At 60.2% G+C, this 25351-nt stretch carries 16 protein-coding genes and 5 pseudogenes; 7 read left to right on the top strand and 14 right to left on the bottom strand.

Annotated elements, in window-relative coordinates:
- From GGD63_RS40465 to GGD63_RS38755, 4 genes and pseudogenes are all read left to right on the top strand, one after another.
- A pseudogene (locus tag GGD63_RS40465) lies at positions 1-429 on the top strand (hypothetical protein); the annotation flags it as partial.
- A gap of 30 nt (positions 430-459) precedes the next feature.
- Positions 460-855, top strand: a pseudogene (locus GGD63_RS40710) (chorismate-binding protein); the annotation flags it as partial.
- 59 nt (positions 856-914) lie between these two features.
- Positions 915-1172, top strand: a complete 258-nt coding sequence (locus GGD63_RS40715; RefSeq protein WP_283812027.1) for a chorismate-binding protein — start codon at positions 915-917, stop codon at positions 1170-1172.
- Positions 1169-1790, top strand: a pseudogene (locus tag GGD63_RS38755) (anthranilate synthase component II). The gene GGD63_RS40715 and the pseudogene GGD63_RS38755 overlap by 4 nt, the downstream one beginning before the upstream one ends.
- 138 nt (positions 1791-1928) lie before the next feature.
- Here the strand turns inward: GGD63_RS38755 and GGD63_RS38760 are convergent.
- The 7 genes and pseudogenes from GGD63_RS38760 to GGD63_RS38790 all read right to left on the bottom strand — a co-directional run bounded on the left by GGD63_RS38760 (position 1929) and on the right by GGD63_RS38790 (position 10298).
- Positions 1929-2702, bottom strand: a complete 774-nt coding sequence (locus GGD63_RS38760; protein ID WP_183250450.1) for an SDR family NAD(P)-dependent oxidoreductase — start codon at positions 2700-2702, stop codon at positions 1929-1931.
- 244 nt (positions 2703-2946) lie between these two features.
- A pseudogene (locus GGD63_RS38765) lies at positions 2947-3766 on the bottom strand (ABC transporter permease).
- Positions 3767-3771: 5 nt separating this feature from the next.
- Complete coding sequence (locus tag GGD63_RS38770; RefSeq protein ID WP_183250452.1) at positions 3772-5022, bottom strand: ABC transporter permease; 1251 nt, start codon at positions 5020-5022, stop codon at positions 3772-3774.
- A 75-nt stretch (positions 5023-5097) separates the two neighbouring features.
- Positions 5098-6152, bottom strand: a pseudogene (locus GGD63_RS38775) (ABC transporter substrate-binding protein).
- A gap of 79 nt (positions 6153-6231) precedes the next feature.
- Positions 6232-7326: an ABC transporter ATP-binding protein gene (locus tag GGD63_RS38780; RefSeq protein ID WP_183250455.1), complete on the bottom strand. Its 1095-nt coding sequence runs from the start codon at positions 7324-7326 to the stop codon at positions 6232-6234.
- Positions 7327-7981: 655 nt separating this feature from the next.
- Positions 7982-9118: an acyl-CoA dehydrogenase family protein gene (locus GGD63_RS38785; RefSeq protein ID WP_183250457.1), complete on the bottom strand. Its 1137-nt coding sequence runs from the start codon at positions 9116-9118 to the stop codon at positions 7982-7984.
- A 4-nt stretch (positions 9119-9122) separates the two neighbouring features.
- Positions 9123-10298, bottom strand: a complete 1176-nt coding sequence (locus GGD63_RS38790; protein ID WP_183250459.1) for an acyl-CoA dehydrogenase family protein — start codon at positions 10296-10298, stop codon at positions 9123-9125.
- Between the two features lie 846 nt (positions 10299-11144).
- On the opposite strand from GGD63_RS38790, the gene GGD63_RS38795 reads away from it, so the two are divergent.
- Together GGD63_RS38795 and GGD63_RS38800 are read left to right on the top strand one after the other, a co-directional pair.
- Positions 11145-11357 carry a hypothetical protein gene (locus tag GGD63_RS38795; protein WP_183250461.1) on the top strand — a complete coding sequence of 71 codons (213 nt, stop codon included), beginning with the start codon at positions 11145-11147 and terminating at the stop codon, positions 11355-11357.
- A 408-nt stretch (positions 11358-11765) separates the two neighbouring features.
- On the top strand, positions 11766-12650 hold the full coding sequence (locus GGD63_RS38800) for a MaoC/PaaZ C-terminal domain-containing protein (RefSeq protein ID WP_183250478.1): 885 nt from the start codon (positions 11766-11768) through the stop codon (positions 12648-12650).
- Between the two features lie 444 nt (positions 12651-13094).
- Here GGD63_RS38800 and GGD63_RS38805 read toward each other — a convergent pair whose 3' ends face one another.
- The 3 genes from GGD63_RS38805 to GGD63_RS38815 form a co-directional block, all read right to left on the bottom strand.
- Entirely contained in the window at positions 13095-13805 is a 711-nt protein-coding gene (locus tag GGD63_RS38805; protein WP_183250463.1) for an SDR family NAD(P)-dependent oxidoreductase, read from the bottom strand.
- A 251-nt stretch (positions 13806-14056) separates the two neighbouring features.
- Positions 14057-15031: an NADPH:quinone oxidoreductase family protein gene (locus tag GGD63_RS38810; protein ID WP_183250465.1), complete on the bottom strand. Its 975-nt coding sequence runs from the start codon at positions 15029-15031 to the stop codon at positions 14057-14059.
- A 997-nt stretch (positions 15032-16028) separates the two neighbouring features.
- Positions 16029-17348: an acyl-CoA dehydrogenase family protein gene (locus tag GGD63_RS38815; protein WP_183250466.1), complete on the bottom strand. Its 1320-nt coding sequence runs from the start codon at positions 17346-17348 to the stop codon at positions 16029-16031.
- 219 nt (positions 17349-17567) lie between these two features.
- Between GGD63_RS38815 and GGD63_RS38820 the strand changes: the two genes are divergently transcribed.
- A complete protein-coding gene (locus GGD63_RS38820) occupies positions 17568-17708 on the top strand; it encodes a hypothetical protein (RefSeq protein ID WP_183250468.1) in 141 nt (46 codons plus the stop codon).
- A 257-nt stretch (positions 17709-17965) separates the two neighbouring features.
- Here the strand turns inward: GGD63_RS38820 and GGD63_RS38825 are convergent, their stop codons facing one another.
- The 4 genes from GGD63_RS38825 to GGD63_RS38835 form a co-directional block, all read right to left on the bottom strand.
- The gene (locus tag GGD63_RS38825) at positions 17966-21355 is read right to left on the bottom strand and encodes a carboxyl transferase domain-containing protein (protein WP_183250470.1); all 3390 of its coding nucleotides are present in this window, start codon (positions 21353-21355) and stop codon (positions 17966-17968) included.
- A 145-nt stretch (positions 21356-21500) separates the two neighbouring features.
- A complete protein-coding gene (locus GGD63_RS40720) occupies positions 21501-21635 on the bottom strand; it encodes a hypothetical protein (protein ID WP_283812028.1) in 135 nt (44 codons plus the stop codon).
- A gap of 25 nt (positions 21636-21660) precedes the next feature.
- Entirely contained in the window at positions 21661-22764 is a 1104-nt protein-coding gene (locus GGD63_RS38830; protein WP_183250472.1) for a phosphotransferase, read from the bottom strand.
- Positions 22765-23030: 266 nt separating this feature from the next.
- Positions 23031-24536 carry an AMP-binding protein gene (locus tag GGD63_RS38835; protein ID WP_246785825.1) on the bottom strand — a complete coding sequence of 502 codons (1506 nt, stop codon included), beginning with the start codon at positions 24534-24536 and terminating at the stop codon, positions 23031-23033.
- Between the last annotated feature and the right edge of the window lie 815 nt (positions 24537-25351).

Genomic DNA, 25351 nt, shown 5'->3' on the forward strand with positions numbered 1-25351 from the left:
ATCAGCAAGCCGCCTGACCTTCATCCAACGCTATCATACGGCTCGCCACGCCCGCGCGTACGCGTCAATCAGGCGGCCTTCGTCGTATGCGTACGTTTCGGGGGAGGAGCGGCCGGGTACTTTGCCTATGATCTGAACAGAACACTGGAGCGATTGCCGGCGCCCAAGATCCCCTATTGGCATTTGCCTCAATCCATCCTGCATTTCTATGACGTGGCTCTCAGCTACGATCACCGCGACAAGCGATGCTGGATCGTTTCTACTGGTTGGCCGGAGCAAGAGCCCGCACGTCCAAAGGAACGTGCGCGCTGTCGAGCCGACGAGTTTGCGGCTTTGCTTATGAACTCAAACCCGCTGCCGAATCTTTGCCCCGTCAGGGCGGAGCATGGAAATCGAATTTCAGCCGAGACGCCTATGTCTCTGCAGTAAAGCGCGTCGACGATTTCATTCTAGCAGGGGATGTCTTCCAGGTTAACACTGCGCGCCGCTTTAGTGCCAAGCTGCCGAGCTGCCGAGCTGCCGAGCTGCCGAGCTGCCGAGCTGCCGAGCTGCCGAGCTGCCGAGCTGCCGAGCTCATTTGATCCGCTCGCCTTCTATCGTCAACTGCGATCCTTGAATCCAGCCCCTTTTGCAGCCCTCTTGCGCTATGGCAACCTCGCGGTTGCATCGAGTTCGCCGGAGCTTCTTTTAAAGCTTCATCACGAACGACGGGTGGAAACGCGTTCCATTAAGGGCACGATAGGACGGTCCGCTGATTTTATTGAGGACCAGCGACTCGCCGGCATTCTCATCGCGTCTGAGAAGCATCGGGCAGAGAACACGATGATTGTCGATCATTTGCGTAATGATTTATCACGCGCTTGCACCCCCGATTCAATCGAAGTTCCAGCGCTGTGCAAACTCGAACCCTATGCTTGTCGATCGTCACGGGTGAAATTTCAGAACACGAAGACGCCGTTACGCTACTCCGCGCCTGCTTCCCTGGCGGCTCTATTACCTGTGCACCGAAAGTGCGAGCGATGGAAATTATCACGGACATTGAGCGTGCGGCGCGAGGGATCTATTGCGGAGCAATCGGCTTTGTTGGCTTCGATGGGACGTACGAAGAGGTTCTTGCAAAGGCGAAGCGCATCTTCGACGCATTTCGTTTTGAAACACAGGAGCCATTTTGATTGTCATCATCGACAACGACGACTCCTTCATCTTCAACATCGCCAGATATTTCCGGAAGCTTGGCCAAGCGACGCAGGCAATCCGGAATGACAGGATCAGCATCGACGACCTTGTTGACCTCAGGCCAAGCGCACCGGTCATCTCTCTTGGCCCCTGCACTCCCGTTGAGGCTGGAAGATCGACCACCTTCGTCCACGACCTTTCCGGTCCCGTGCCCATGCTCGGCATCTGCCTCGGACATCAGTGTATTGGGAGCTCATTCGGCGGTCGCGTGGCGCGCGCGGTTCGTCTTATGCACCGTCGTTCCTCGCACGTAACACATGATGGTCGAGGAGTATTCGAAGGGCTTCCGTCTCCAATTTGCGTCGGTCGTTACCATTCTCTGGTTATCGAGCTCGCTCAGTCGTGTGACCAACATCTGAAGGTCGCGGTACGTTGGCAGGAGAGCGAAATCATGGGCGCTGTCCCATCGCTATCAGCCAACCTATGGAGTGCAGTTTCATCCGGAATCGATACTTACCCCGCAAGAGCATGCGTATCGTCGACGCTTGTCGGGCGTCAGGTCACGTCGCACACGGGCCTATTGGCCAGCTCAGTCTCCAACCCGGAAGAGTTGATCAATAGAAGACCTTCTTGCAAAGCGAACGGAATCCATCAGCCTTACTTGTTTTGGCAGGATGATCGTAACACCACTCTTTACGTCTCAATTATGCAAGACTTGGAATCGATGCTTTGGCGACCATAGTGCTCGGCACCTATCGGCCGGTTTGAACGTCGTCGACGCGCACGCAGGTGCCGGTCACGAAATCCGATGACGGGGACACCAGAAACAGCAAGGTGCTATCGAGCTGGGCCGGATCGCCGATGCGTGGACGCGGAAATCCTTGGGTGATGTCGCCCACGCGCTGCAGCATGCCTTCGATCATCTCGGACGAAAACGCTCCCGGCGCGATCGCGTTGACATTGATGTTGAACTTTGCCCATTCGACCGCAAGCGCTTCGGTCATGCGTACCACCGCGGCCTTGCTGATCGAATAGAGCGCGGCGCCGTTTCCTCCATAGAAGTAGGCCGAAGAGGACGCGATGTTGACGATGCGGCCAGGACGCTTTGCCGCAATCAACCGTCGCGCGACCTCGCATGACAGCACGTACGGCGCTCGCACGTTCGTATCGAGAACGCGGTCTATAAGGTCAATCGACATTTTCGTTGCGCGTTGGGCGTCAGGGACGCCCGCATTGTTTACGAGAATCGTGATCGGACCAAGCTGCCGCTCTGCGTCAGCGACAATCCTTGTCAGTTGATCCGCATCCGTGACGTCGAGCTGTAACGGTACGGCGTCGCCACCGGCCGCTTTGATCTCCGCCGCGACGCTCTCGAGTCGATCGAACCGCCGCGCCGTCAGCGCCACGCGGGCGCCACATCGCGCGAGCGTCTTGGCAAATCGCACACCGAGGCCCGCCGATGCTCCGGTCACGATCGCGGTCTGGCCATTCAGGTCGATGGAGAAGTTTGGAAGTGCGTAATCCATGGGGCGTTTCCCTTTTCTTTTCCCGATGCCACATCAAGCGATAAGACGCGGCGCTGGTAGCGAGCTCATACTCCCAACAGAGGTGATCATCTATAACGGCTATCCTTGGCAGCCCAGAATGCACCGTCATACTCCATAGCCTTGACCACCTTCTCCGGTGGAGTCTAGGTTAGGCGGGATCACCGGATCGACAAGCGCCATCTCTTCCTTCAAGGCTGCGGGGCTCAACATATGGTTGCAACCGTCAGACGTTGCGGATGCCGCGCAGTCGCTCCGAGCGCCGCCGCGGCAGCTCGACAGTGGTGAGCATGGTGATCGAGAAAAGGATTAGCACCGTCGCGGCGGCAGTGATGGTCGGACTGATCTCCTCACGAATCCCGGCAAACATAACCCTTGGCAAGGTACGCTGCTCGGCGCTCGAAACGAAAAGTGCGACTACCACCTCATCGAAGGAGGTGCTGAAGGCGAAGAATGCACCGGAGATCATACCGGGAAGTATGAGTGGCAGGGTGACCTTGAAGAACACGGTGAGGGGTGGCGCACCGAGCCCAGCGGCTGCCCGGGTCAGAGAGTGATCGAAACCCGTCAGGGTCGCGGTGACGGTGATGACGACGAAGGGTGTAGCCAGCGTCGTGTGTGCCAGTATCAGCGCGGTATAAGTGTTAAGCAATCCGACATCAGCATAGAAAAAATACACGCCAACAGCCGTGATTACGAGCGACACGACGACGGGCGAGATCAGGACGCCCATCACGGCCGTTCGACAGGGGAAATTCGGTCGGCTGAGGCCGAGAGCGGCTAGGGTGCCCAAAATAGTGGACAGAAGCGGCGACGAAGATCGAGTTGTGGAGAGCGCCCTGCCACCGGCCGGTCAGGAAGAACTCCTGATACCAGCGCAGGGACAGCCCGGGCATTGGATAGCTGAAGAAGGGTACCGAGTTGAAGGACAGTGGAACGATCACGAGGATTGGAGCGATCAGAAACAGTAGAACAGCGGCGCAGATCAGCCGGTGCAGAAACAACCAGCCCCTCTCAATCGGAGTGGTATAGGCGGAAGCTGCCATCGGTCTCACCCCATCTTGACTTGGTCGATGCCGACCAGCTTGTTGAAGACATAGTAGAGTAGCAGCGTGGCGATGAGCAGAATTGCGCCGAGAGCCGAAGCCATCCCCCAGTTGAGTTCCTCATTTATATAGTGGGCAACGAAATAGCTCAGCATTTGATCAGCCGGGCCCCCGACGAGGGCTGGAGTTATGTAGTAGCCGAGGCATAGAATGAACGTCAGAAGGCTACCGGCCGCGATTCCCGGCAGAGTGAGCGGGAAGTAGACCTGCCAAAAGGCGTAGAAGGGTCCGGCACCGAGCGAACGAGCAGCGCGGACCAAGTTTGGTGAGATCGTTTTCATCACGCTATAGATCGGCAGCAGTGTAAAAGGGAGCTGGATGTGCGTCATGGCAACCATGGTGCCGATCCGGTTGAAGATGAGCTCGGCTGGCTGCGATATGATATGCAGCGACGCCAACACGTCGTTGACGACGCCGTGTTGCTGCAGGAGCACGACCCCGGCAGTGGTGCGCACCAATAGAGAGGTCCAGAACGGCAGCACGACCATGATCATCAATAGATTGCTAGACTTCGTCGGCAATGTCGCCAGGAGATAGGCCACTGGAAAGCCCAGCAGCACGGTTAAGATGGTCACGCTGATGCTGATGCCGATCGTGCGCAAGAAGACGTCGCGGAAAATCGCGTTCTCGGGTGGAGAGGCGACGATCTGGCTGTCGGAGCCATATTGATAATCGACCGAACGCAGCAGGTAAAAAGCCGTATAGGCCGAGCGTCCGCGCTTGAGCAGACTCCAGACGTCGTGTTGCCCCCAGAGCGGACTCATCTTAATCATCTCCGCCTTGTAGGGGCCGGTGGTAAGCGTGCTCGCTTTGCGAGCGCTCGATGTTACTTGGCTGCGGGCGCCGGGCAGCTCATGGTTCATCCGCTCGCCGATCTGCGGCGCAGTCTTCTCTGCCCAGGACACTTTGAGGTCGCTCACCAGAGCAGCGTACACGACCTCGTCGGGAAGCCCCTTTCCGTCCCAGGCGCTCAGCGCTCCCATGGTGCGCGGCATTAGCGCCAGCAGTGTATCGTCATGGACCGCGTTGAACATCATCCTGCAGATCGGCAGGACGAAGGTGATCAGAATGAAGAGGAGGAGAGGCAGGACGAGGGTGAAGGCTTTCAGCTTACGGCGGCGCTCGACTCGCATCAGTTTGACCCGCAGCGGAACGTCAGCGGGCCTGCGGGCGATTTGGGCGGTCATTGTCGCCATCGACTCCTCTCTCGGCTCGTCCTTTGGAGACGGGCGAGGGGAACAGACTCGCCCCCCGACATCTCTTCGTCGGTGTTATTTTGCAAGCCAGGCGGTAAAGCGCTGGCGCAGATCGTTGCCCTTGTCCGCCCAGAATGCGGCGTCGGCCTCTATACCCATGTGGTCCGGCGCGGTCGGGAGCTGGGGCAGGATCATCGGATCGACAAGGGCCATCGCGTCCCTGTTGCCGGGGCCATAAGCGATGTACTTCGTCAGGTCAGCTTGGGCCTGGGCCGAGGCGGCGAAGGCGATAAACTTGTAGGCGTTATCTAGTCGCGGATCGCCTTTGGGAATGGCCCACAAATTGAAGCCGATGACCGCAGCATCCCACATGATCTCGAAATGTTTTCCGGAGTTCTTGACGGTATCGTAGATCCGGCCGTTATAGGCGGCGGTCATGATGACTTGGCCGTCGGCCAGTAGCTGCGGCGGCTGGGCACCGCTCGTCCACCAGACGACGTCCTTCTTGATTGTGTCAAGCTTTTTGAAGGCACGGTCGACGCCTTCGGGCGTATTGAGCAGCTTATAGACGTCCTTGATGTCGACGCCGTCGGCGATCAGCGCCCATTCGAGGTTAGCGTATGGATCCTTGAGCAGCCCGCGCTTGCCAGGGAGTTTTTGGAGGTCGAAGAGGTCGGCGATGGTCTTCGGACCGTTCCCCAGCTTGTCCTTGTCATAGGCGATCACCGTGGCGGACACGTGACTGGGCACCCCACAGTCATATTTATCGGCGGCCATGAACTTGGCCCGGTCAAGGCCCAGCTTCTTCCAATCGACGGTTTCGAGGATGCCTTCGTCGCACAGCCTTATGGCCGCCGATTGACCGACGTCGACTACGTCCCAGCTTACGGTCTTGGATTCGACCATGGCGCGGATTTTAGCGGTGTCGTAGTTGTGTACTCATCTTCGGTGATTTTGATCCCGGTCGCCTTCGAGAAAGGCTCGAATTGGGCCTTGCGTTCGCTCATCTGGAGGGCGCCGCCGCCAGCGGTGATCGTCAGCTGATCGCCAGCGAGTGCTGGACTTGCAAGCATCAGCGCACTCGCCGTGGTTATGGCCAAGGCACTTGCCGCTCCCAATGACTTTCTCATCATCTCCCTTTCCCCTATGTCACCGTGAAGGTGTCGCCGAACCCGCAGCCTGCCTTGCTCGCGGCAAAGTAGGTCGTCCTCAGGGCGCGTCGAGCGCCCGACAATCCTCGGTTTTCCAGCCTATGGTGATTTCCGCGCCAGGCTCGAACTGCGCCAGGTCTTCCGAATTCGGCAGCTTGACGACAAAATCATCATGGCCGCACACCGAGACGCGGGTGCGCACGTGATCGCCCAAATAAATCAGCTCCGTAATCCGCGCGGTAAAAACATTGGGCAGCGAGCCCGGCGCCGGATTGAGCTTCACCCGCTCCGGTCGCAACGACAGCACGGTTGGCCGACCGACCGCCTCGACGTTGATGGCTAGCGCCTGCACGTTGCCGGCGCTCGGCAACTCCACCTTACAGGTCGTGCCGTTCATCGCGACGACTGTCCCCCGCAGCCGGTTGTTCTCGCCAATGAACTGTGCGACGAACGCGTTTTGCGGCCGCTCGTAGAGCTCGGCCGGCGCGGCTAGCTGCTGGATGACCCCGTCGTTGAACACCGCTATGCGGTCGGACATGGTCAACGCCTCACTCTGATCATGCGTCACATAGACGACGGTGACGCCGAGATGTTCGTGGATATGCTTGATCTCGAGCTGCATCTGCTCGCGTAGCTGCTTGTCCAACGCGCCCAGCGGCTCGTCCATCAGCACGAGCCTGGGATCGAAGACGAGCGCGCGGGCTAGCGCGACACGTTGCTGCTGGCCTCCGGAAAGTTGGCCCGGCCGGCGCCAGCCATAGGCGCCAAGACGAACCATGTCGAGCGCCCGCTTGATCCTGACCTCGGTCTCAGGCTTGCCCAGCTTGCGCACCTTGAGCGGGAACGCGAGGTTCTCTTCCACAGTCATATGCGGAAAAAGCGCGTAATTCTGAAACACCATGCCGATGTCACGCTTGTGCGGCGGCATTTTCTCGATAGATCGCCCCGCCAGCAGGATGGAGCCTTGTGTAGGCGCCTCGAAACCGGCGAGCATCATGAGGGTTGTCGTTTTGCCTGAGCCCGAAGGCCCCAACATCGTCAAAAACTCGCCCTTGGCAATGTCCAAGTTGAGGTTCTTAACGACCAGCGTTTCGCCATCATAGGTTTTCTGAACGCCGGAAAACTCCACAAAGGCGTTGTTTGTGCCTGGCATCGCCCCTGTTCCCTCCGCCGTGCGTCCTGGCGCTCCCAATAGAGCAGCATCTCCGCACGGTCAAACCACGATCTTGTTTTTTGCGGGTTGCAGGGGCCTGCGCGCGCAAGGATACGCCTCCATGAGGCGCCTGCGGTTGATGCACTGGTTCCCACCTGCATTTTTGCCTTGCAACCTTGTGGTCGACAAAAAGGCTTCTGTCTTTCGCAAAAATATCTATCCGGTTGACAGAGCCGATTTCCATCAATCTGCCCCCCCCAGATGGCTAAAATTCTGCACCGAACTAGAGAATTCTGAAGCTTTAGGCAGACGTGGAATACTGATGATGAATGAATGAGGGCTGTCCGCTCTCTCCTTTGGCGAACAGCATCGGCCTCGCGGAAACGCCCGCAAGGTCCGGTCGTAGGTAATCGCGGTCTTTCATCCAACGGTCCTACAGGCATGTTAAATGCCAATATCGGCGCTGCGTTGCTCGCTGACTGAGCGACAAGTTTGTCGGACTCGTTTCCGTGCGCTTGAAGCGGATTCAGCCCACATTCGAGAAGCGGCGCAGCGGGTTTGGAAAGGCGCCTGACGGAGGGGTCTAACGGCAACGATCTGAACGGATCCTCGATCAGTCTGCCTTGGAAGCGCAGGAGGCGACCATCTTCGGGCCTTAGTACCCCGCAAGCCGCGCCAGGTGGTCCGCATGATAGTCGGCGTCGCCGAACAGCTCGCTCAGCACTCGCTGTCGTTTCATGTAGAAGCCGATATCATACTCGTCGGTCATACCAATGCCGCCGTGCATCTGAATGCCTTCTTGAACAGCGAGCGCGCTAGCCATGCCAGTCATCGCTTTGGCTACCATAACGGACTGCTCGGCGCCGGCATCGCCGCAGTCGAGAAGCTCTTGGGCCTTGAGCACGGCGGCACGGGCCACCTCCATCTCCGCGTAGAGATGGGCGGCACGATGCTGCAGTGCCTGGAACGAGCCGATCAGGCGACCAAACTGCTTCCGCTGCTTGAGATAGCCTATGGTCATGTCGAGAGCGCCCGAGCCTACTCCCACCATCTCAGCTGAGGCGCCCGTGCGTAGCGCGCTGAGCGTCTTTGTCAGGCCGTCAAACCCGCGGTCCACTTCGCCGACGACTGCCTCCTTAAGGACCTCCACGCCATCGAACTTCAAACGCGCGGCCAAGCTCGAATCGGTGAGCCGTTCAGCCTCGACCGTGAGATTAGCTACGTGGCTTTCAATCAGGAAGAGCGTTACGCCCATCTCATCCTCGCAGGAGCCGGCGGTCCGGGCCGCGACGATCAGGAAGTCGGCCACGTGACCGTGCGTCACGAAGCGCTTCTCTCCCATGAGACGAAAGCCGTTGCCGACCCGCTGCGCCCGCAGCGCGATCCGGCCAGGCCGATGACGGGGGGTCTCATCAATGGCAAGCACGCCTACCGCCTCGCCGGCCAGAATCCGCGGCAACCAGGCTTGCCGCTGGGCCGTCGAGCCACCCCGCAGCATCGTGACCGCACCTACCGCCGTCGCGAGGAACGGAGAAGGCGTCAGGTTGCGGCCAATCTCCTCCAGCACGATTCCGGCCTCGACGTGGCCCAGTCCTAAGCCGCCGTCTGCTTCGTCCATCAGGACGCCGTTAAGGCCGAGTTCAGCGAAACGCTTCCAGAGGTCGGGCGAGAAGCCGGTCCTATCGCCAGCATCCCGCAGTGCGCGCATGTGGCGAACCGGCGCTTGCTCCGCAAGGAACGGCCGCACGGTGTCGGCGAGCATCGTCTGATCTTCGGTGTGGCAGAGAGGCAAGATGTCAGGCTCCGGGTAGCTGAAGGATGCGCTTGGCGATGATGTTGAGCTGCACCTCCGACGTACCGCCTTCGATGGAATTGGCTTTGGTGCGGAGCCATGCACGCGCGTTGGCGCCGCCGCGAGATCGATCGCTCTCCCACTCCAGCGCGTCCGATCCTTCAGCGTCCATCATCAGCTCATGACGCTGCTTGTTCAGCTCGGTCCCTAAGTACTTCATGACGGAAGCTTGGTGGGGAGGCGCCCGCTCGTGCTTTAATTCGTCAACAAAACGCTCAGACATGGCCCTAAACGCCAGAGCACGGACCTCGAAGAGAGCGATGCGCGCCCGCAAAACGGGATCGTCCAGCCGACCGTCCGCTTCGGTACCGACTGCGCGCTTGGCTATCTGGCCGAGCGACAGCTGGCCGGCACTTAAGTCAGAAAGGCTCTCGCGTTCGTGGCTCAGCAGATATTTGGCGACGTCCCAGCCCTTGTTTAATTCACCAACTAAGTTCTTCTTCGGCACCTTCACGTTGTCGAAAAACGTCTCGCAGAATGGCGAGTATCCGGAGATCAGCCTAATGGGTTTGACCGAGACCCCGGGCGTTTCCATATCGAACAGCAGGAATGAGATGCCGTTGTGTTTGTTCGATGTATCGGTCCGCACCAAGCAGTAAATCCAGTCGGCCTTATCAGCGTCGCTGGTCCAGATCTTCTGGCCGTTCACAAGGAAGTGGTCGCCGTGGTCCTCTGCGCGCGTAGCCAGTGAAGCAAGATCAGAGCCCGCACCCGGCTCCGAATAGCCTTGGCACCAGAAGATTTCACCACGAGCCATCCTCGGCAGGTGCTCTCGCTTCTGCTCCTCGGTGCCGTACTTGAGCAGCGTCGGCCCCAGTGTAGATAGGCTGAACGAACTCAATGGATTGCGGCAGCCGAGCCGGCCCATCTCACTTTGTAGGATCTTTGCCTCCTCGGGAGAAAGCCCGCCGCCACCGTAAGACCTGGGCCATTCCGGCGCCGTCCAGCCCTTCTCAGCCATGCGGTCCAACCAGAGCTGTTGGGCCGGGTCCTTGTAGACGGCACGCCGTCCGCCCAAAACGACGTCGTCCTTGGAACGAACTGGCTGACGCATCTCCGGCGGGCAGTTCGTATCGAGCCAAGCGCGCGTCTCCTGACGAAACCTCTCAGGATTGCTCACGTTGTTTGCCCTCCCCGCTTAGCTGCCCTGCTCCCGGGCAGATTCGACAGTTTTCGCGTGTTGCGGATCTGCGCTCCGCGCCCCCTCAATTCCTGCGCGATCTTCGGAAGCGAAATCATGTCGCCCCAGAGCAGACTGCGGACGCAGGGCAGCGAAGCACCACTATGCATTGAAGGAATGTCAGCACCAAAGGCGCGCTGGGTGCTGGACTTCTCCAAGACTAGCACCCCTTCGCTCAAGGTCAGATGTCCTTCAGGCATTCTCCAGTTCCAATATCGACGTGGTCGCACTTCTTCTGGTGCATCAGCACCCAACAACGACAAAACTAACGGTAGCCCCGTGGATAAAACCGCTAAGTTCTGGGGACTCCATGCAGTCTTGCGGCAAAAACGGCCGGATCGTCGCGCTTTAGCGCGCACTTTTTGGGCCTGGCAGGAGATGCTGGTTTGAGCATATGTCTGCTAGAGACGCACCCTGAAGTTATGCAAGACTCCAAATCGTAGAAGCCGGATCAAACGGGGAGAATGTTTGGAGGATGCGCCGAAAATAAATGCTTTGTTAGCGTGGCAACCGCGGCAAAGGGTGATCGCCGGCATGATCCGCGGCGTTAGGCAGCGCTGCGGCTTAGCGCCAGCGTCCGCAGCGCCGCGGGGCGCCGACTTCGGATCGCAATCAGGAGGATGCGAAACCTCGGGCGGGAGCGATCGACATGCCTCACGTTAAAGCGGGAAAACTGCAGTTGGCCTCACAATCATGCACGAATGCCGCGCAACTACCAAAAGTAAGGGGCCAATCGGAGCGGCAAGACGGCTAGCTTCGACAATGCCGAAGCTAGGAGCGCCTGCAATGAGCGAGCTGGACACTTGGCTGGCCGGCTTCGATCGTATTCTGGTCACCACTTATCGAATTGAGGGGGAGCTGTTAGGCGCCCAAATAACGATGATTGGCAGGGCTCGCTTGAGCGCGCTGATTTTGACGACGCGCCTCGGACACGCCATCGACTGCCCTATCGAGAAGGTGTCAGTCCCTAATCGCATCCTCATGAAGTCGGCGGCCTGAAAACAAGCCGCGATGCCGGAAGCACGGCTGCAGCATGCCACGACAATATTTCCGAATTGCCCTCACGGCTGGTGACCACCGGAGCGAAAGGCGCGGAGTACTGAATGAACACCGAGAACGCTGTGCGAAGAATGGACGACCTGCTCCGGAAAGCGTCGCAATTTGAGCCCTGTCGTTTTGGCCCCACTAGAATCAGCCGCATCAATGGTTGCTTTATACAGACGGTAAGGCAGTGGCACCAAGTTCAGACTAGAAACCTCGTATTGGCCGTCTTCGCTGCTGTGATTGAATGGTGGCCGACAGCTAACAAGACACACCCCATGTGATAATCCAGAACCACAGCGGATGGCGGATTAAGGGCACTGGGATTAACTACCCATGGCTGAGCCAAAAACCGAAGGATATTCCATGCCAATCTACTTTCCCGACATCCTGGAGCAGAAGACCGAACCGCGTACCTTTACCTATGATGAGAAGGACATCATGCTGTACGCGCTGGGGATCGGCATGGGCGGCGATCCAATGAATGAGCGTGAGCTGCCGTTCGTGTACGAGAAGACTCTCAAGGTTATGCCGACAGTTACCACGGTGCTGGCATCGGCTAGGGGACAGTTCATCAGGCCCGCCGCGGACCAGAGATCCGGCCTCCGGATCAGCGAACTGAATCTCCTGATGCTGGTCCATGGCGAGCAGAAAGTCGAGTTGCACAAGCCGCTGCCGGCCTCAGGCACGATCACGGCCACCAGCCGCACGATCGGCGCATACGATAAGGGCAAGGAGAGGGGCGCAGTCGTCGTCGACGAAACCGTGTGGACCGACGAAAAGGGCGAGAAGGTCGCCACTCTCACTGGCTCGACATTCGCCCGCGGAGACGGAGGCTTCGGCGGCCCGTCACAGGGTGCACCCGAGCCGCACGTTATGCCCGAACGCAAGCCGGACCTGTCGGCCCAGTTTGATACCCGGCCGGACCAAGCGCTGCTCTATCGGCTGAACGGCGATTTCAATCCGCTTCATTCTGATCCCGAAGTCGCCAAGCAAGCCGGCTTCCCGCGACCGATCCTGCATGGCCTGTGCACCTTCGGTATCACCTGCCGGGCGGTGCTGCAGGAGTTCTGCGATTACGATCCCACAAGAATCCTGAGCCACCAAGCGCGCTTCTCAGCACCGGTGTTTCCCGGCGATGTCATCACTGTCGATTTTTGGCAAAACCGCAACGCGATTTCGTTCGAGGCTCGCGTAGTCGATCGCGGCGCGACAGTGATCAAGAACGGCAAGACCGTGTTGCGCGCCTAGGTGCGCAGCACCGCTGGTCGGCCGCTTGACCTAACCCCGGCCACTCCCCAGTAGAGAGAGACTCGCGGATGCGCCATGGACGGCGATGTACATTGATGCTCCGCCGCTGCACAGATTGTGCTAGCGCAACCCGCTAGGTAAGGGTGCTAGCAGCATTGAATATCTATCCACTGGTGCACCGATCATGATCAACTGAGTTTTCGAATGCGCGATACGGCTATCCGTCCCATGGCCGCGAGCTCCAATAGTACGCCCTTATGAAGTCGCCTTCGAGGTCACGCAGTCGCCCATTATCGCCGCGGAGACAATCCGACCCGAAGTCGAGAAGTCCGGATCGGAATGCACTAATGCTTCTAATGCGACGTCTCGACGAAATCGCTCCCCGGGACGATCTTGCGCTCCAATCGCTGAGACTAGAACGGATAGCATTACCAGGGCAGAGACTCACCGCGGTAGTCTTGGAAAGCGCCACTGGTATCTGACGTTAGCTCGGCGATCCTTCGGATGATGCCGCGCGCGCTGTCTTCCGGGGAGATTGAGACGGAAGAGGCGGCGGCGCGTGCGCCGGCCATGAGTCCGCACAAAGCCCGGATTCAGTATTCCCACCAGCACCCCGTCGCTCGCCCAGTCGCGTGCGAGCCGATGCATGCCGTTATTGAGCGCCGCCTTCGAGGCTCGGTACGCGTATCTATTGCGGCTAAGAGCGCTGCCACGGTAACAGTCCATGCTGGTGGAACCGGCTTCACTGCTGATCGCCACCAGCTTCTTCTCAGAGCTGCGCCTCAAGTTGTCGCGTAGCGCCTGAGCGATGAGTATCGGCGCAAGGGCGTTGACGCGCAGCGTGGTGATCCAACCTTCGGCGTCGATGTCGTCATCGGACTGGATCTCAGGACCGAGAATCCCCGCATTGTTGATGAGGATGTCGATGGGTTGCTCGTTTAGCGCGCGCTTAAGCCACGCGATCGAGGTCTCGTCTGACACGTCGAGTTGCATGATCTGCGCGCGACCGCCGGACACCACCGCAAGGTCCTTTAGTGCATTGGCCACCGCCGGTTCGCGGCAACAGCCAATCACATCGGCACCATCGGCAGCGTACTGGCGCGCGATCGCAAAGCCGATGCCTCGACTCGCGCCTGTGATCAGAACCGCAGTCATTCGAGGAACACCTTTTCCATTCCCAGTGCGCAGACACACAGTTGTGCAAGGTGGTGCGCGGATGCGCTTTCATGGCCGCCACGCGGGCGGTAAGTCGAAGTACCCGTGATCACAAGGCACGTTGCACGCCGGGCAAACATCGGCTGTTGGATAGCACCTCAGGTTCCGTTCCAGCACGGTGTCGGTATTGCCCTTCTCCCAGCAAATTGACGACGTTGGAAAGATTGTGCATTAGCCAATCGAGAGGCTAGTTAGTTCACCATGACCAGCTTGCCTTTCACGCCGCGCGAACCCATGTGCGCGTACGCGGCCTTGAGCTCGGCCATCGGCATCGTCCGGTCGATCACCGGCTTGATCTTGCCTTCGACGTACCAGCGGCCGAGTTCGGCCATCATAGCTTGGTTGGCCTGGGGCTCCTTGCTCGCGAAGGCACCCCAGAACACGCCGACGATGGACGCGCCCTTGAGCAGCGCCAGATTGAGCGGCAGCGAAGGGATGGGGCCGGCGGCGAAGCCGATCACGAGATAGCGCCCACGCCACGCAATCGAACGGAATACCGGCTCTGCCAGTTCGCCGCCTACGGGGTCGTAGATGACGTCGGGACCCTTGCCTTCAGTCGCCGCCTTGATCGCGTCGCGTAGGTTGCCTTGCGAGTAGTTTATTGCGATGTCCGCGCCTTGCTGCTTGCACAGCTCGCACTTCTCGTCGGTCGAGGCAGCGGCGATCACGCGCGCACCCGCAATCTTGCCGATCTGGATTGCCGCCGTGCCCACGCCGCCTGCCGCGCCGAGAACGAGCAGCGTCTCGCCGGCCTTCAGTTGCCCGCGATCGAGCAGGGCGTGGTGGGATGTGGCATAGGTCATGATGAACGCCGCCGCGTCTACGTGCGTCATGCTCGGAGGCAGCGGCATGCACTGCGCGGCGGGCGCGATCGTGTGTGTGCCAAACGCGCCGGTGCCGGAAAGGCACGCGACGTCCTGCCCCGGCTTGATGTGAGTAACGCCTTCGCCAACGGCCATCACCGTGCCAGCGTATTCGCTGCCAGGAACGAAAGGCGGCGACGGCTTGTATTGGTACTTGTTCTGGACGATCAGTATGTCAGGGAAGTTCAGACTCGCCGCCTTGATGTCGATGAGGACCTCTCCGGCCTTCGGCTGCGGCGTGGGCAGTTCTTTCCATTGCAACGCGTCAATACCGGTGGGGTTCTCGCACAGCCAAGCATGCATGGTTCTCTCCATGAAAAGCAATTAGAAACACGTTATGATAGGCGCACGTGACGTGCAGCGATGTCCCTGTGGTGACCCTGCATATTGTCATGATGAATAGCGAGCGCCGCGCCGATCCCCAGTGGGTATGGACCGATCCGAATTTTTGAATTTCGGAGCACATGAACAATTGAGTATCGCAAGCCGCTGCTCTGCTGTCTGAACGCACAACATTATGTCCAATGGTCAAAGCCGGAATGCTGCAAATGTGACGTGAGCGCCGCAGTTTTCCGCAGAGTTGAAGGCACGTGCTAAAGACACCGTGCTTGATCTCGCAACAAGCCGCTTGCGCTACACTGGCAGCTCTGCGCAATCGGGACGCGTCGCGATATTTCCCTAAAACGCTGGCGTTAGCCCCGGCGCCCGATGACACGCCGCTTCCAGTGCTGCTGCATGGGTGCCCCTCCGCCTCGCCGGCGCCGTGCTGGAGCCAACGAAGAGGGGCAGCTCCAGCACCGCTACCGCAGCCTCGAGCCGCTCGCCGATCTCGGTCAACCCACCGATGAGAATCAGAACGCACTTGCTCCATCCTCGCCAGCGCCGATACTTACTGCTCACTCGACCTGAGAAATTACACTCTACATGCCAGCCGATTTTTCCACCGAGCGGACGCCGCGACAACCGCCTCGTCAGCCGCCTCGTCAGCCGCCGCCGTCCTGCCGCGGTGGAGACGACTTTCGTCACGCTCAAGAACTACATCCGCCTGACCTGCATCCGCTTCGCCAAGGCCGCCGCCCAGGTGCTGAAGGCGGCTATGCCTTCAATCTGCGCCGGTGGGAGAGGCTCGCCCCGGCCTAACGCCGCCCGGACTCTCTCGATACGCGCGTATTGCAAGAGACACGGCGCCGTCAGGAGCTCCATAATCGACCGACGCCGCCTCGCCACCAAAGGCCAGCCCGCCTCACCCGGCCATTTATGGAACGGGCTTGCAACGGGAGATAGGAACACGAGCATGACTCTAATTCCGGAACACCGCCGCCAAGGATGCGTCGGCCTCGGCGCGGAGCTGCCGCAGCTCGTTGCGGCCGACCACCATGTGGTGCACCTCGTCCGGGCCGTCGGCGATGCGCAGATGGCGGGCCGAGGCGTACATCTGCGCCAGCGGCGTATGCTGGGACAGGCCCAGCGCGCCATGCATCTGGATCGCCTGATCGATGATCAGGCACACCCGCTCCGGGACCATGGCCTTGACCATGTGGATCCACACCCGCGCCTCACGGTTGCCGAGCATATCCATCGCCTTGGCGGCCTTCAGCACCATCAGGCGCATGGCCTCGATCTCGATACGCGCCCGGCTGACCTTCTCGACATTGCCGCCGAGCTGGATGATCGGCTTGCCGAACGCCATTCGGCTCATGCCCCGCTGGACCATCAGGTCAAGCGCCTTCTCCGCCAACCCGATGGCGCGCATGCAGTGGTGGATGCGACCCGGGCCGAGACGCAGCTGGCTGATCTCAAAGCCACGTCCCTCGCCGAGCAGCATGTTCGACGCCGGCACGCGGGCGTTGTTGAAGCGGATGTGCATGTGGCCGTGCGGCGCGTGGGGATCGCCGAATACCTGCTGGCCCTGCACGATCTCGACGCCCTCGCAGGGCAGCGGCACGAGGATCTGAGACTGGCGCAGATGCGGTGGGGCATTCTCCTCGCCGGTGCACACCATGGTGATCATCACCTTGCAGCGTGGGTCGCCGGCGCCGGAGATGTAGTGCTTCTCGCCGGTGATGATGTACTCGTCCCCGACGCGGACCGCGCGGGTGTCGATGTTCTTGGCGTCGGAAGAGGCGGTGTTCAGCTCGGTCATGCAGTAGGCCGAGCGGATCTTCCCCTCGAGCAGCGGCTTCAGCCACTGCTCTTTCTGCTCCGGCGTGCCCACTCGCTCCAGCACCTCCATGTTGCCGGTGTCTGGCGCGGCGCAGTTCATGATCTCCGACGTCAGCCGATTCTTGCCGAGCTCGATGGCGATGTAGGTGTAGTCGAGGTTGGACAGGCCCTCCCCGGTCTCAGCGTTCGGCAGGAAGAAGTTCCACAGCCCCTGAACCTTGGCCTTGTCCTTGGCGGCTTCGAGCACCTCGAGTTGGCCAGGCGCGAACTGCCAGATGTCGGGTCGGCCCTCGCCGAGGCGGTGGAACTCCGCATCCGCCGGCTCGCCCACGTCGCGAATAAAGTGCTTGACCTTGTTGTAGAGCGGCAGCGCCTTGTCGGACATCCGCAGGTCGTTGAGCTCGTCCTGCGGGTTGAGGGCAAAGCCGGTTTCCGGCCGCTCGGCGTTCATGGTCATGAGTGCCTCTGAATAAAGAGTGCGCGCCCCAACGCGGCAGATCGCCTGTAAGCTGAGGTATTCTGAGCCGTCACTCTACTGAGACTTCGACGCTGATTATCCTCTCATTCTTCGGGTTCACGCCAAATTTTCCTCGATGGTTGTTCTATTGAGCCGAATAGCATCCTCACAGTCTGCTGGTTTTCCGGGCGATATCAGGAGCTCCTGCAGCGTGCCAGAATGGCGCTGCGTCCGCTCGGTGACTATTTCAATGGCAAGAGCGATCCGCCGCCCGGCAACACCGTGATGTGGCGCAGGCTCAAACGTCTGATCAACATCGCCCTGCGCAAAAGCTTTGCCACCGAACGTGTGGGTAATTGAAGGCCTCACCCGCGGGTACGGTTCAAGAAGCCGGCCTCGGCGATGACGTGGTAGACCTGTCCGCTCTGGACGCCGGACGCTCGCCGAGCGCCGGAAAACAACACCGGCTAATGCCCGTTGAAAGGGGCTGTACAGCCCCGATTACCGGCCTCAGCTATGGCACCCGCTTGGGCCAGCTCCGGCGCGCACACCTCAAGACGATTTAAGGAGCAAAGCTCCGATCGCTCTGCTGCCGCGACAAACGCGGCGAACGGCCCTCACCACGTGTCGATGAAGGCTCGCTTCTTGCCCGTACGCAGCGGCACGTCGGGGGTGCATTCAAGGCCAGCGGCGATCCACCGGCGCGTATCAGCAGGATCAATCAAGTCGTCAAATTCGAAAACTGACGCTCCATTGATGGCGCGAGCCCAGTCGTAGGCCTGCCCCAGCAGCTCCTCATAGCGCGCCTTGCGCGCTGCGACGTCCTCGATTGCAGCAAGTTCGGCGCGTCGGCCGAGCTTGACCCGGCCTTCCAGGCCCATATCAGCGAATTCCCCGGTCGGCCAGGAAACAACGAATTGTGGAAATTGCAAGCCGCCCCCTGTCATGGCCAAGGCGCCGAGACCGTAGGCCTTGCGCAAAACCACTGAGAAAACTGGAACCGAAAGGTTGCTGCCGGCCATGTACAGTCGACCGCAATGTCGAAGCGTTGCTGTTTTTTCGGCCTCAGGGCCCACCATGTTCCCTGGAACGTCGAGCAAGGTGAGGAGCGGGATATCAAAGGCGTCGCACAGCTGCATGAAGCGGGCGGCCTTGTCGGCCGCGTCCGAATCCACCGCACCACCAGTCGGGGACATGCAGTTGTTGGCGATGACCCCGAGCGGGCGACCTTCGACTCTGATCAACGCCGTCACCATGGCCAATCCGAAGCGAGGCCGCAGCTCAAGCATCGAGTCTTCATCGGCCAGGGTATCGATGATCTTTCGGACATCGTAAGGCGCGCGTCGATTTTCGGGTATCGCGTGCCGTAGGCTTCGCTGGTCCGGCTCCCTCCAGTCTTTCAGCCGCCCCTGGAAATAAGATAGATAACGCTTGGCGACTTTGACCGCCTCGGCTTCGTCCTCAACGAGGATGTCGATAACTCCGTTCGGTTCTTGGATCCGGACCGCGCCGACTTCTTCGGGCGTGAAGCGACCAAGCCCGCCGCCTTCGATCAACGCAGGGCCGCCGATCCCCATCTTTGTATCGCGGGTGGCGATGATGACGTCGCAAAGCGCCAGCACAATGGCGTTGCCCGCAAAGCAGTTCCCGGACACAATGCCGACGACGGGGACCAGTCCTGACAAGCGTGCCATGTACCGAAAGGTCGCGAACTTCAACCCGCCCGTCGTCGTGGGCGGCGGCGGAGGCTCTCCGGGATAAACGCCCGGGCGCCCACCTCCGCCCTCGGTGAAGAAGACGACGGGCAACATGGTATCCCGCGCCATCTCTAGCATCCGATCCGTCTTGTCGTGCCCTTTGTTGCCTTGGGTGCCAGCGACGACAGAATAGTCATAGGACAAAATGGCACAGCGCGATCGATCCGCACCAAAGAGATCGCCATTCACTCGACCGATCCCCATGACTAACCCATCTGCGGGCGCCTTGGACAGCTTGGCCTCTAGGTCTTCTTGGGTTTCTCCGTGTTGTCGAGAAGGAACCACGAGCGGGCCATACTCTAGGAACGTCTCTTCATCGCAGAGGTCGTCGATATTCTCCCGAGCGGTTCGCTTTCCTTTAGCGTGGCGCTTTGCGCGCGCGGCCGCCCGCGCTTCGTCACCCGTCAGCGCGTGAACGTGCTTCACCAATGCGAGATCGTGCCTGATGAAGTCAAGATCCTCGGCGACTTCCTCCGTGGCCTCGCTATCCCCCACCGAAGCGGGTTCGATAAAGACAAGGGGCGTCCCTTCCAGTATGGCGACTCCCGAGCGCGCAGGGATGCCAACCACTACGCCACTAGCGGGCGAGGGAATCGCGTGCTCCATCTTCAAAGCTTCGATGATGAGCATTGGCTGTCCGGCGCGCACGGATTGACCAACCTCGACCTGCACCGTGGAGACGGTGCCCTGCATGGGCGCGCCAACTACGACCGCCCCCGGCGGCCCCGATATTTTCGCAGCGGGGCCGTTCTGTTGCGCCCGGGGTTCCCGACGAAGCGACAATACAGCGAGCGGATCGTCGGGATCGACGAGGGCGCCAGCGACGTTCAAATCGTTGTCCGCATCAGAAAAATATCGTTGTGGGTCCGGAGGCGAAGCCAACAATTCCGCAATGTGATCATCGATATAACGTGTATGTATTTTGCGTTTATCAAGTGCATTGCTCTTAAGGAGAGCCTGCAGAAAGGAAATGTTGACCTCAACGCCTTCAATTCGGAATTCACTTAGGGCCCGCCGGGCGCGTGCAACTGAGGCCTCGAGAGTGGGACCGTGGACGATCACCTTCGCCAGCAAGCTGTCGTATCGCGGGCTGGTCGCGTACCCAGCATAACCAAATCCGTCGATGCGGACTCCGGCGCCGCTCGGCGGTTCGTAGACCTCGATCACGCCTCCGGTCGGCCGACTTGAGCCGTCGGACGCCATCCGCTCCATGTTGACGCGGAGCTGGACGGCGACCCCTTTGGGCGACAGCGAGTTTGCAGACAGCCCGAGGTCAATCAGGCTTGCACCGGCTGCAACCTGCAACTGGGCCGCCACGAGGTCCAATCCTGAAATCTCTTCAGTGACGGTATGTTCGACCTGTATCCGCGGGTTCGCCTCCATGAACACGAAGCCCTTCGCATCGGTCGAGCTCGCGTCGATCAGGAACTCCATGGTGCACAGGCCGCGGTAGTTGGCATGCTTTGCAAGCCGCACCGCCGCATCCAAAATCTCACCGCGGAGATTGTCATCGAGACCAAAAGCGGGCGCTATCTCGATGAGCTTCTGGCGGCGCCGTTGAAGACTGCACTCCCGATCCCACAGGTGCTGAACTCCGCCTTGGCCGTCCCCCAATATCTGCACCTCAATGTGGCGCGCTCTGGGAAAGAGCTCTTCAATGTATAAATCCGGCGAACCAAACGCGGACAACGCTTCTGAGGCGCAGCGCTGAAAAGCTTCGGGCAGATCCTCGACCCGTTCTACCGGCCGCATGCCTCGTCCGCCGCCGCCGGCGATCGCCTTCAGCATGGCGGCGCGACCCTTCCCGAGACCACGGAGAAAGCGATCGGCCTCATCCAAGGTGATCGCGTGATCAAGCCCAGGCAGCAGCGGCACTCCACACGCCTTAGCTGCGCGACGCGCGGCCGCCTTATCGCCGAACAAATCGAGAGTTTCGGGTGTGGGCCCCACGAAGATCAAACCAGCCCGCTCACACGATCGCGCGAACTCGGCGCTTTCACTCAGGAATCCGTACCCAGGGTGGACAGCCTCGCAATTCGTTTCGGCGGCGACTTTGAGAATTTGTTCAATATTCAAATAGGCGGCGACCCCGTCGGAGCCCAGACTGCGGGCTTCATCCACCACCTTCACATGCAGCGAATCTGCATCATCATTCGCGAACACGCCGACGCTGGCGATGCCGAGATCGGCGGCCGTGTGCGCTATGCGAATGGCGATCTCGCCGCGGTTGGCGATCAAAAGTTTCCGCATGAGTCGATATCGTCCTTATGATGATAACTGTTTGGGCGTACTTTCCCCTGAGCGGGGCTATACGATCGAACGTTGGTTCGAGCCGCAGGAACAGGTTCCAGAGGCCGGCATCGCGCGCCTTCGGCTTGGATCTCTCGAACGCGCTCTAGCGCTTGCCCGTCTTCGTGTTGGTTTCGAGTTCGTCGTTGATGGCCTTCTCGTTCGGGTAGATGTGGTCGTCCATGAACTTCAGGAGCCTGGCCTGCAGTTCTTTTGTCCTGGGGGAGTAATCGAAATCCATCGTGCTCTCCTTGGGAATAACCGGTTCAGGTTCTTTCGGCGAATCGCCAGGCCATCTGAGCCAGGGGTCGCGCGCTGGCGCCCGAAGAGGCCGCCTGTGCGCTCGAAGCGATGCCTGCCTCGGCGCGCTTGGCGATGCCTTGCAGGATCGCCGCCACCCGGAAGAGGTTGAACGCCATATAGAAATTCCAGTCCGCCTTGAGCTCATCAGGTGTCGCAAGCTTCGTGCGCTCGCAGTAACGGCGAATGTAGTTTTCTTCGCGCGGGATGCCGAGCCCGGACAAATCCAGGTCGCCGATGCTGCCAAACGAGCCGTGTGGAATGTGCCAGGCCATGCAGTGATAGCTGAAGTCCGCGAGAGGGTGGCCCACCGTGGACAGCTCCCAGTCGAGCACGGCAATGGCCCGCGGCTCGGTGGCGTGGAACATCAGGTTATCCAGGCGGAAGTCGCCATGGACGATCGACACCTTGCTTTCATCACGCGCCGCAGCGGGGATGTGCGTGGGCAGCCATTCGACGAGGCGCTCCATCTCGCGGATCGGCTGCGACATTGGGCCCGCGCCGTCGGCGGACATCTTGTACTGCTTGGTCCAGCGGCCGATCTGACGCTCGAAGTAATTGCCGGGCTTGCCGTAGTTCGCCAGACCGCGCTCGGCAAACCTGACCGTGTGCAGCGCCGCAATCACGCGGTTCATCTCGTCGTAGATCTCGCCGCGTTGAGAAGGCGTGGCGTCGGGCAGCGACTGGTCCCATAGCACGCGGCCCTGCATATACTCCATGATGTAGAATGCGCGGCCGATGACTGCCTCGTCCTCGCACAGAGCGTACATGCGCGGCACGGGGACCTCGGTCCCCACCAGCCCACTCATCACCGCGAACTCGCGCTCGATGGCGTGCGCTGATGGCAACAGCTTGGCCATAGGCCCGGGCTTGGCGCGCATCACGAAGCTGCGCGACCGAGTGTTCAACTTGTACGTCGGATTGGACTGCCCGCCCTTGAACATTTCCACCGTGAGCGGGCCTTGGAAGCCCTCAATGTTGGCGTGCAGCCACGCCGAGAGGGCCTCGACGTCGAAGCGGTGCTGCTCGGCAACGGGTCGCGTGCCGACGAAATTGTCGAAGTGGCTCATTCGGCGGTCTCCACGATTCGCATCGGAACTTCGCGGCTGCGGATCACCGGGCGTCCGCGCTCGATGTGGATCACTTGCTCCCGCTCCATCTCACTTCCTAGTTGAAGCGCTCCCGGCGGCGCTGAGAAACTGCGCGATTTCCTCCTGCGCCAAGTGCACGTCTCGTGCCCCATTCCATGATCACCGGCGATCGCTTCGACACGCCCCGACAGATCGAAATACAGATGAATCTTACCCTCAGAACACTGCGGGCCCATCGAACCCGCCTAGCCTTGGCTAGCAGCCAGCTTCGTTCGGGCAATTCGTTCATCACGCAGTCTGGTCCGGCGAACCTTCCCCGCGTCATCGCGCAGCGGCTCGTCAACGAACTCGAAGGTGCGCGGGCGTTTGTAGCCCACCAGCCGGTGCTCGAGGTGCACTAGCAACGTGTCCGCGGTCAGTCCTGGGCGAGCCTGAACGATCGCGTGAACGGTTGAGCCCATGTCCTCGTCGGGCAACCCCACCACGGCGCTCGACAGCACGAGCGGGTGCTCGTCGATCGCAGCTTCGACTTCAGCCGGATATACGTTAGCGCCGCCCACCAGAATCATGTCGGCGCGTCTGTCGACGAGGTAAAGGTATCCGTCAGCATCGAAATAGCCAATGTCACCGAGGGTTTCCCAGCCGCCCGGCAGACTGGCAGGCGGCGGCGCGCCTACGACCGTGTAGCGTGGAGGGGAGCCCACCGGTCCGCGCATGTAGATTTCACCGACTGCACCGCGCGGCAATTCGTTCCCGTCAGGGCCGACCGCAATGATCTCCCCACCGAGTACACGGCCGACCGAACCCCGATGCTCGAGCCATTCGCTTCCCGTGATCTTTGTCCAGACTTGAGTCTCGCTGCCACCATAGCACTCCAGAATCACGTCAGGCCCCAACCAGCGGATGAAAGCTTCCTTCAGCCACGGCGGGCAAGGTGCAGCTAAGTGCCAGAGTGTTTTTAATGAAGAGATGTCGTATTGAGCTCGTACGTCTTTCGGCAGCCGCCAGATGCGGTTCATCATCGTCGGAACAAGATATAACCACGTTGCCCTCCGACGCCGGATCTCGGCGAGCACGAGTTCGGCGTCGAATCGAGGCATCAGCACGACATGAGCCCCCTTGACCAGTCCTTCCTGGGAAGACGTAAAGGGTCCACCATGATAGAGAGGTCCGGGCACCACCATCGTCTCTCCGGCTCCTATGCGCCATTGATCGTCCGGCAACAACCGCCTTTCAGTGCCGTCCGCGGACGTCACTCCGGGGAAATTACTCACTATGAGCTTCGGTCTCCCGGTCGAGCCACCGGAAGTCATAGCCTTTGCGCACGGGGACACCCGCGCTGCCATCGGCGATTCGTCGTCGCATAGTGCGAGAAGGTCTTCGACAGTAACCCTTCGCCGACTCGCCTCCATGCCCGGAAGAGCAATCACCAGCCGCGGGTCGGCCAAGTCGACAATCGCCTGCAACTCGACATTGGTGAGTCGGAAGGACACCGGTTGCGGCGTCGCCCCGAGTTTCCACAGGGCCCAGCACGCCTGAATGAATTCAACCCCGTTCGGTAGCCCGATGGTTACTCGGTCACCGATATTAACGCCCAGATGTTCAAGCGCTCGCGCAATGCGATTGACCCGCGCATCGAGCTGCGCGTAGGTGAGCGTAACTTCGCCGCAACTGACCGCAGGAGCATTGGGCTGCGTTTGGGCGTGCCTAGAAAGTTTCTCGCCCAAGGGGATCAAGTCTTCTTTCATCATTCGTTCCGGTATAAACTTTCCGCGCCGCTACTTAGCCGCCTTCGCCTTCGAAGGTCAGCCAATCTAAATGTAGAGAGTGTTCTAGTATCGGTTGATGCATTCAGACGCGCGGATACGCCGAAATTCGACATTTGCTCTAGGATCTGCGACGAATTTCTGCGTCTTCGCGCTCGGCCATAGGACCTATCCCTGATGGCCACTCCGACCAGCGCGGCCTGCGCCTCTTCGTAGTCCTGGCGCTCGCCCGCGGCGATTGCTGGCACGCTCGCCTGCTGAAGACGCTCGGCCGGTCGACTTGCTGATCCTCGACGACTGAGGCCTGGCCGTGCTCACCGCCAACCAGCGCATCGACCTCCTGCAGGTCGTCCAAGATCGGCAGGGGTCGAGGGTCCACCATCGTCACCAGCCAGCTCCCCCTCGACCTGGCATGACACGATTGGCGACGCCACCCTGGCCGATGCGATCCTCGACCGGCGGAGCACAACGCTCTCCGCCTAAGCCTAAAGGGCACAGCATGCGATGGCTTTCCGGCCACCGCCGACCAACGCCTCACTCCATGCCAACGTCGGCCGGCCTGCCCACGGTCACGTGGAACAGGCGCACACATGAGCGGACCACGATCACTGGATTACGCAATTCCACCACCAGCGGGCGCCTGATTCAAACTGCTTAGCGGTGCTGTACATCCGGGAAAGATGTCGAAGGCGGGGTCGCTGAGGGCGGCTTAAAATATGAAACGCCGAAGTTCCTCTTGCAGTGCAAAGTGAGCGCGGGAATTGCGCTCCAGGCCCCCGCTGATCGCATTAAACGATACT

Source organism: Bradyrhizobium sp. cir1, from assembly GCF_014198245.1.
GTDB lineage: Bacteria > Pseudomonadota > Alphaproteobacteria > Rhizobiales > Xanthobacteraceae > Bradyrhizobium.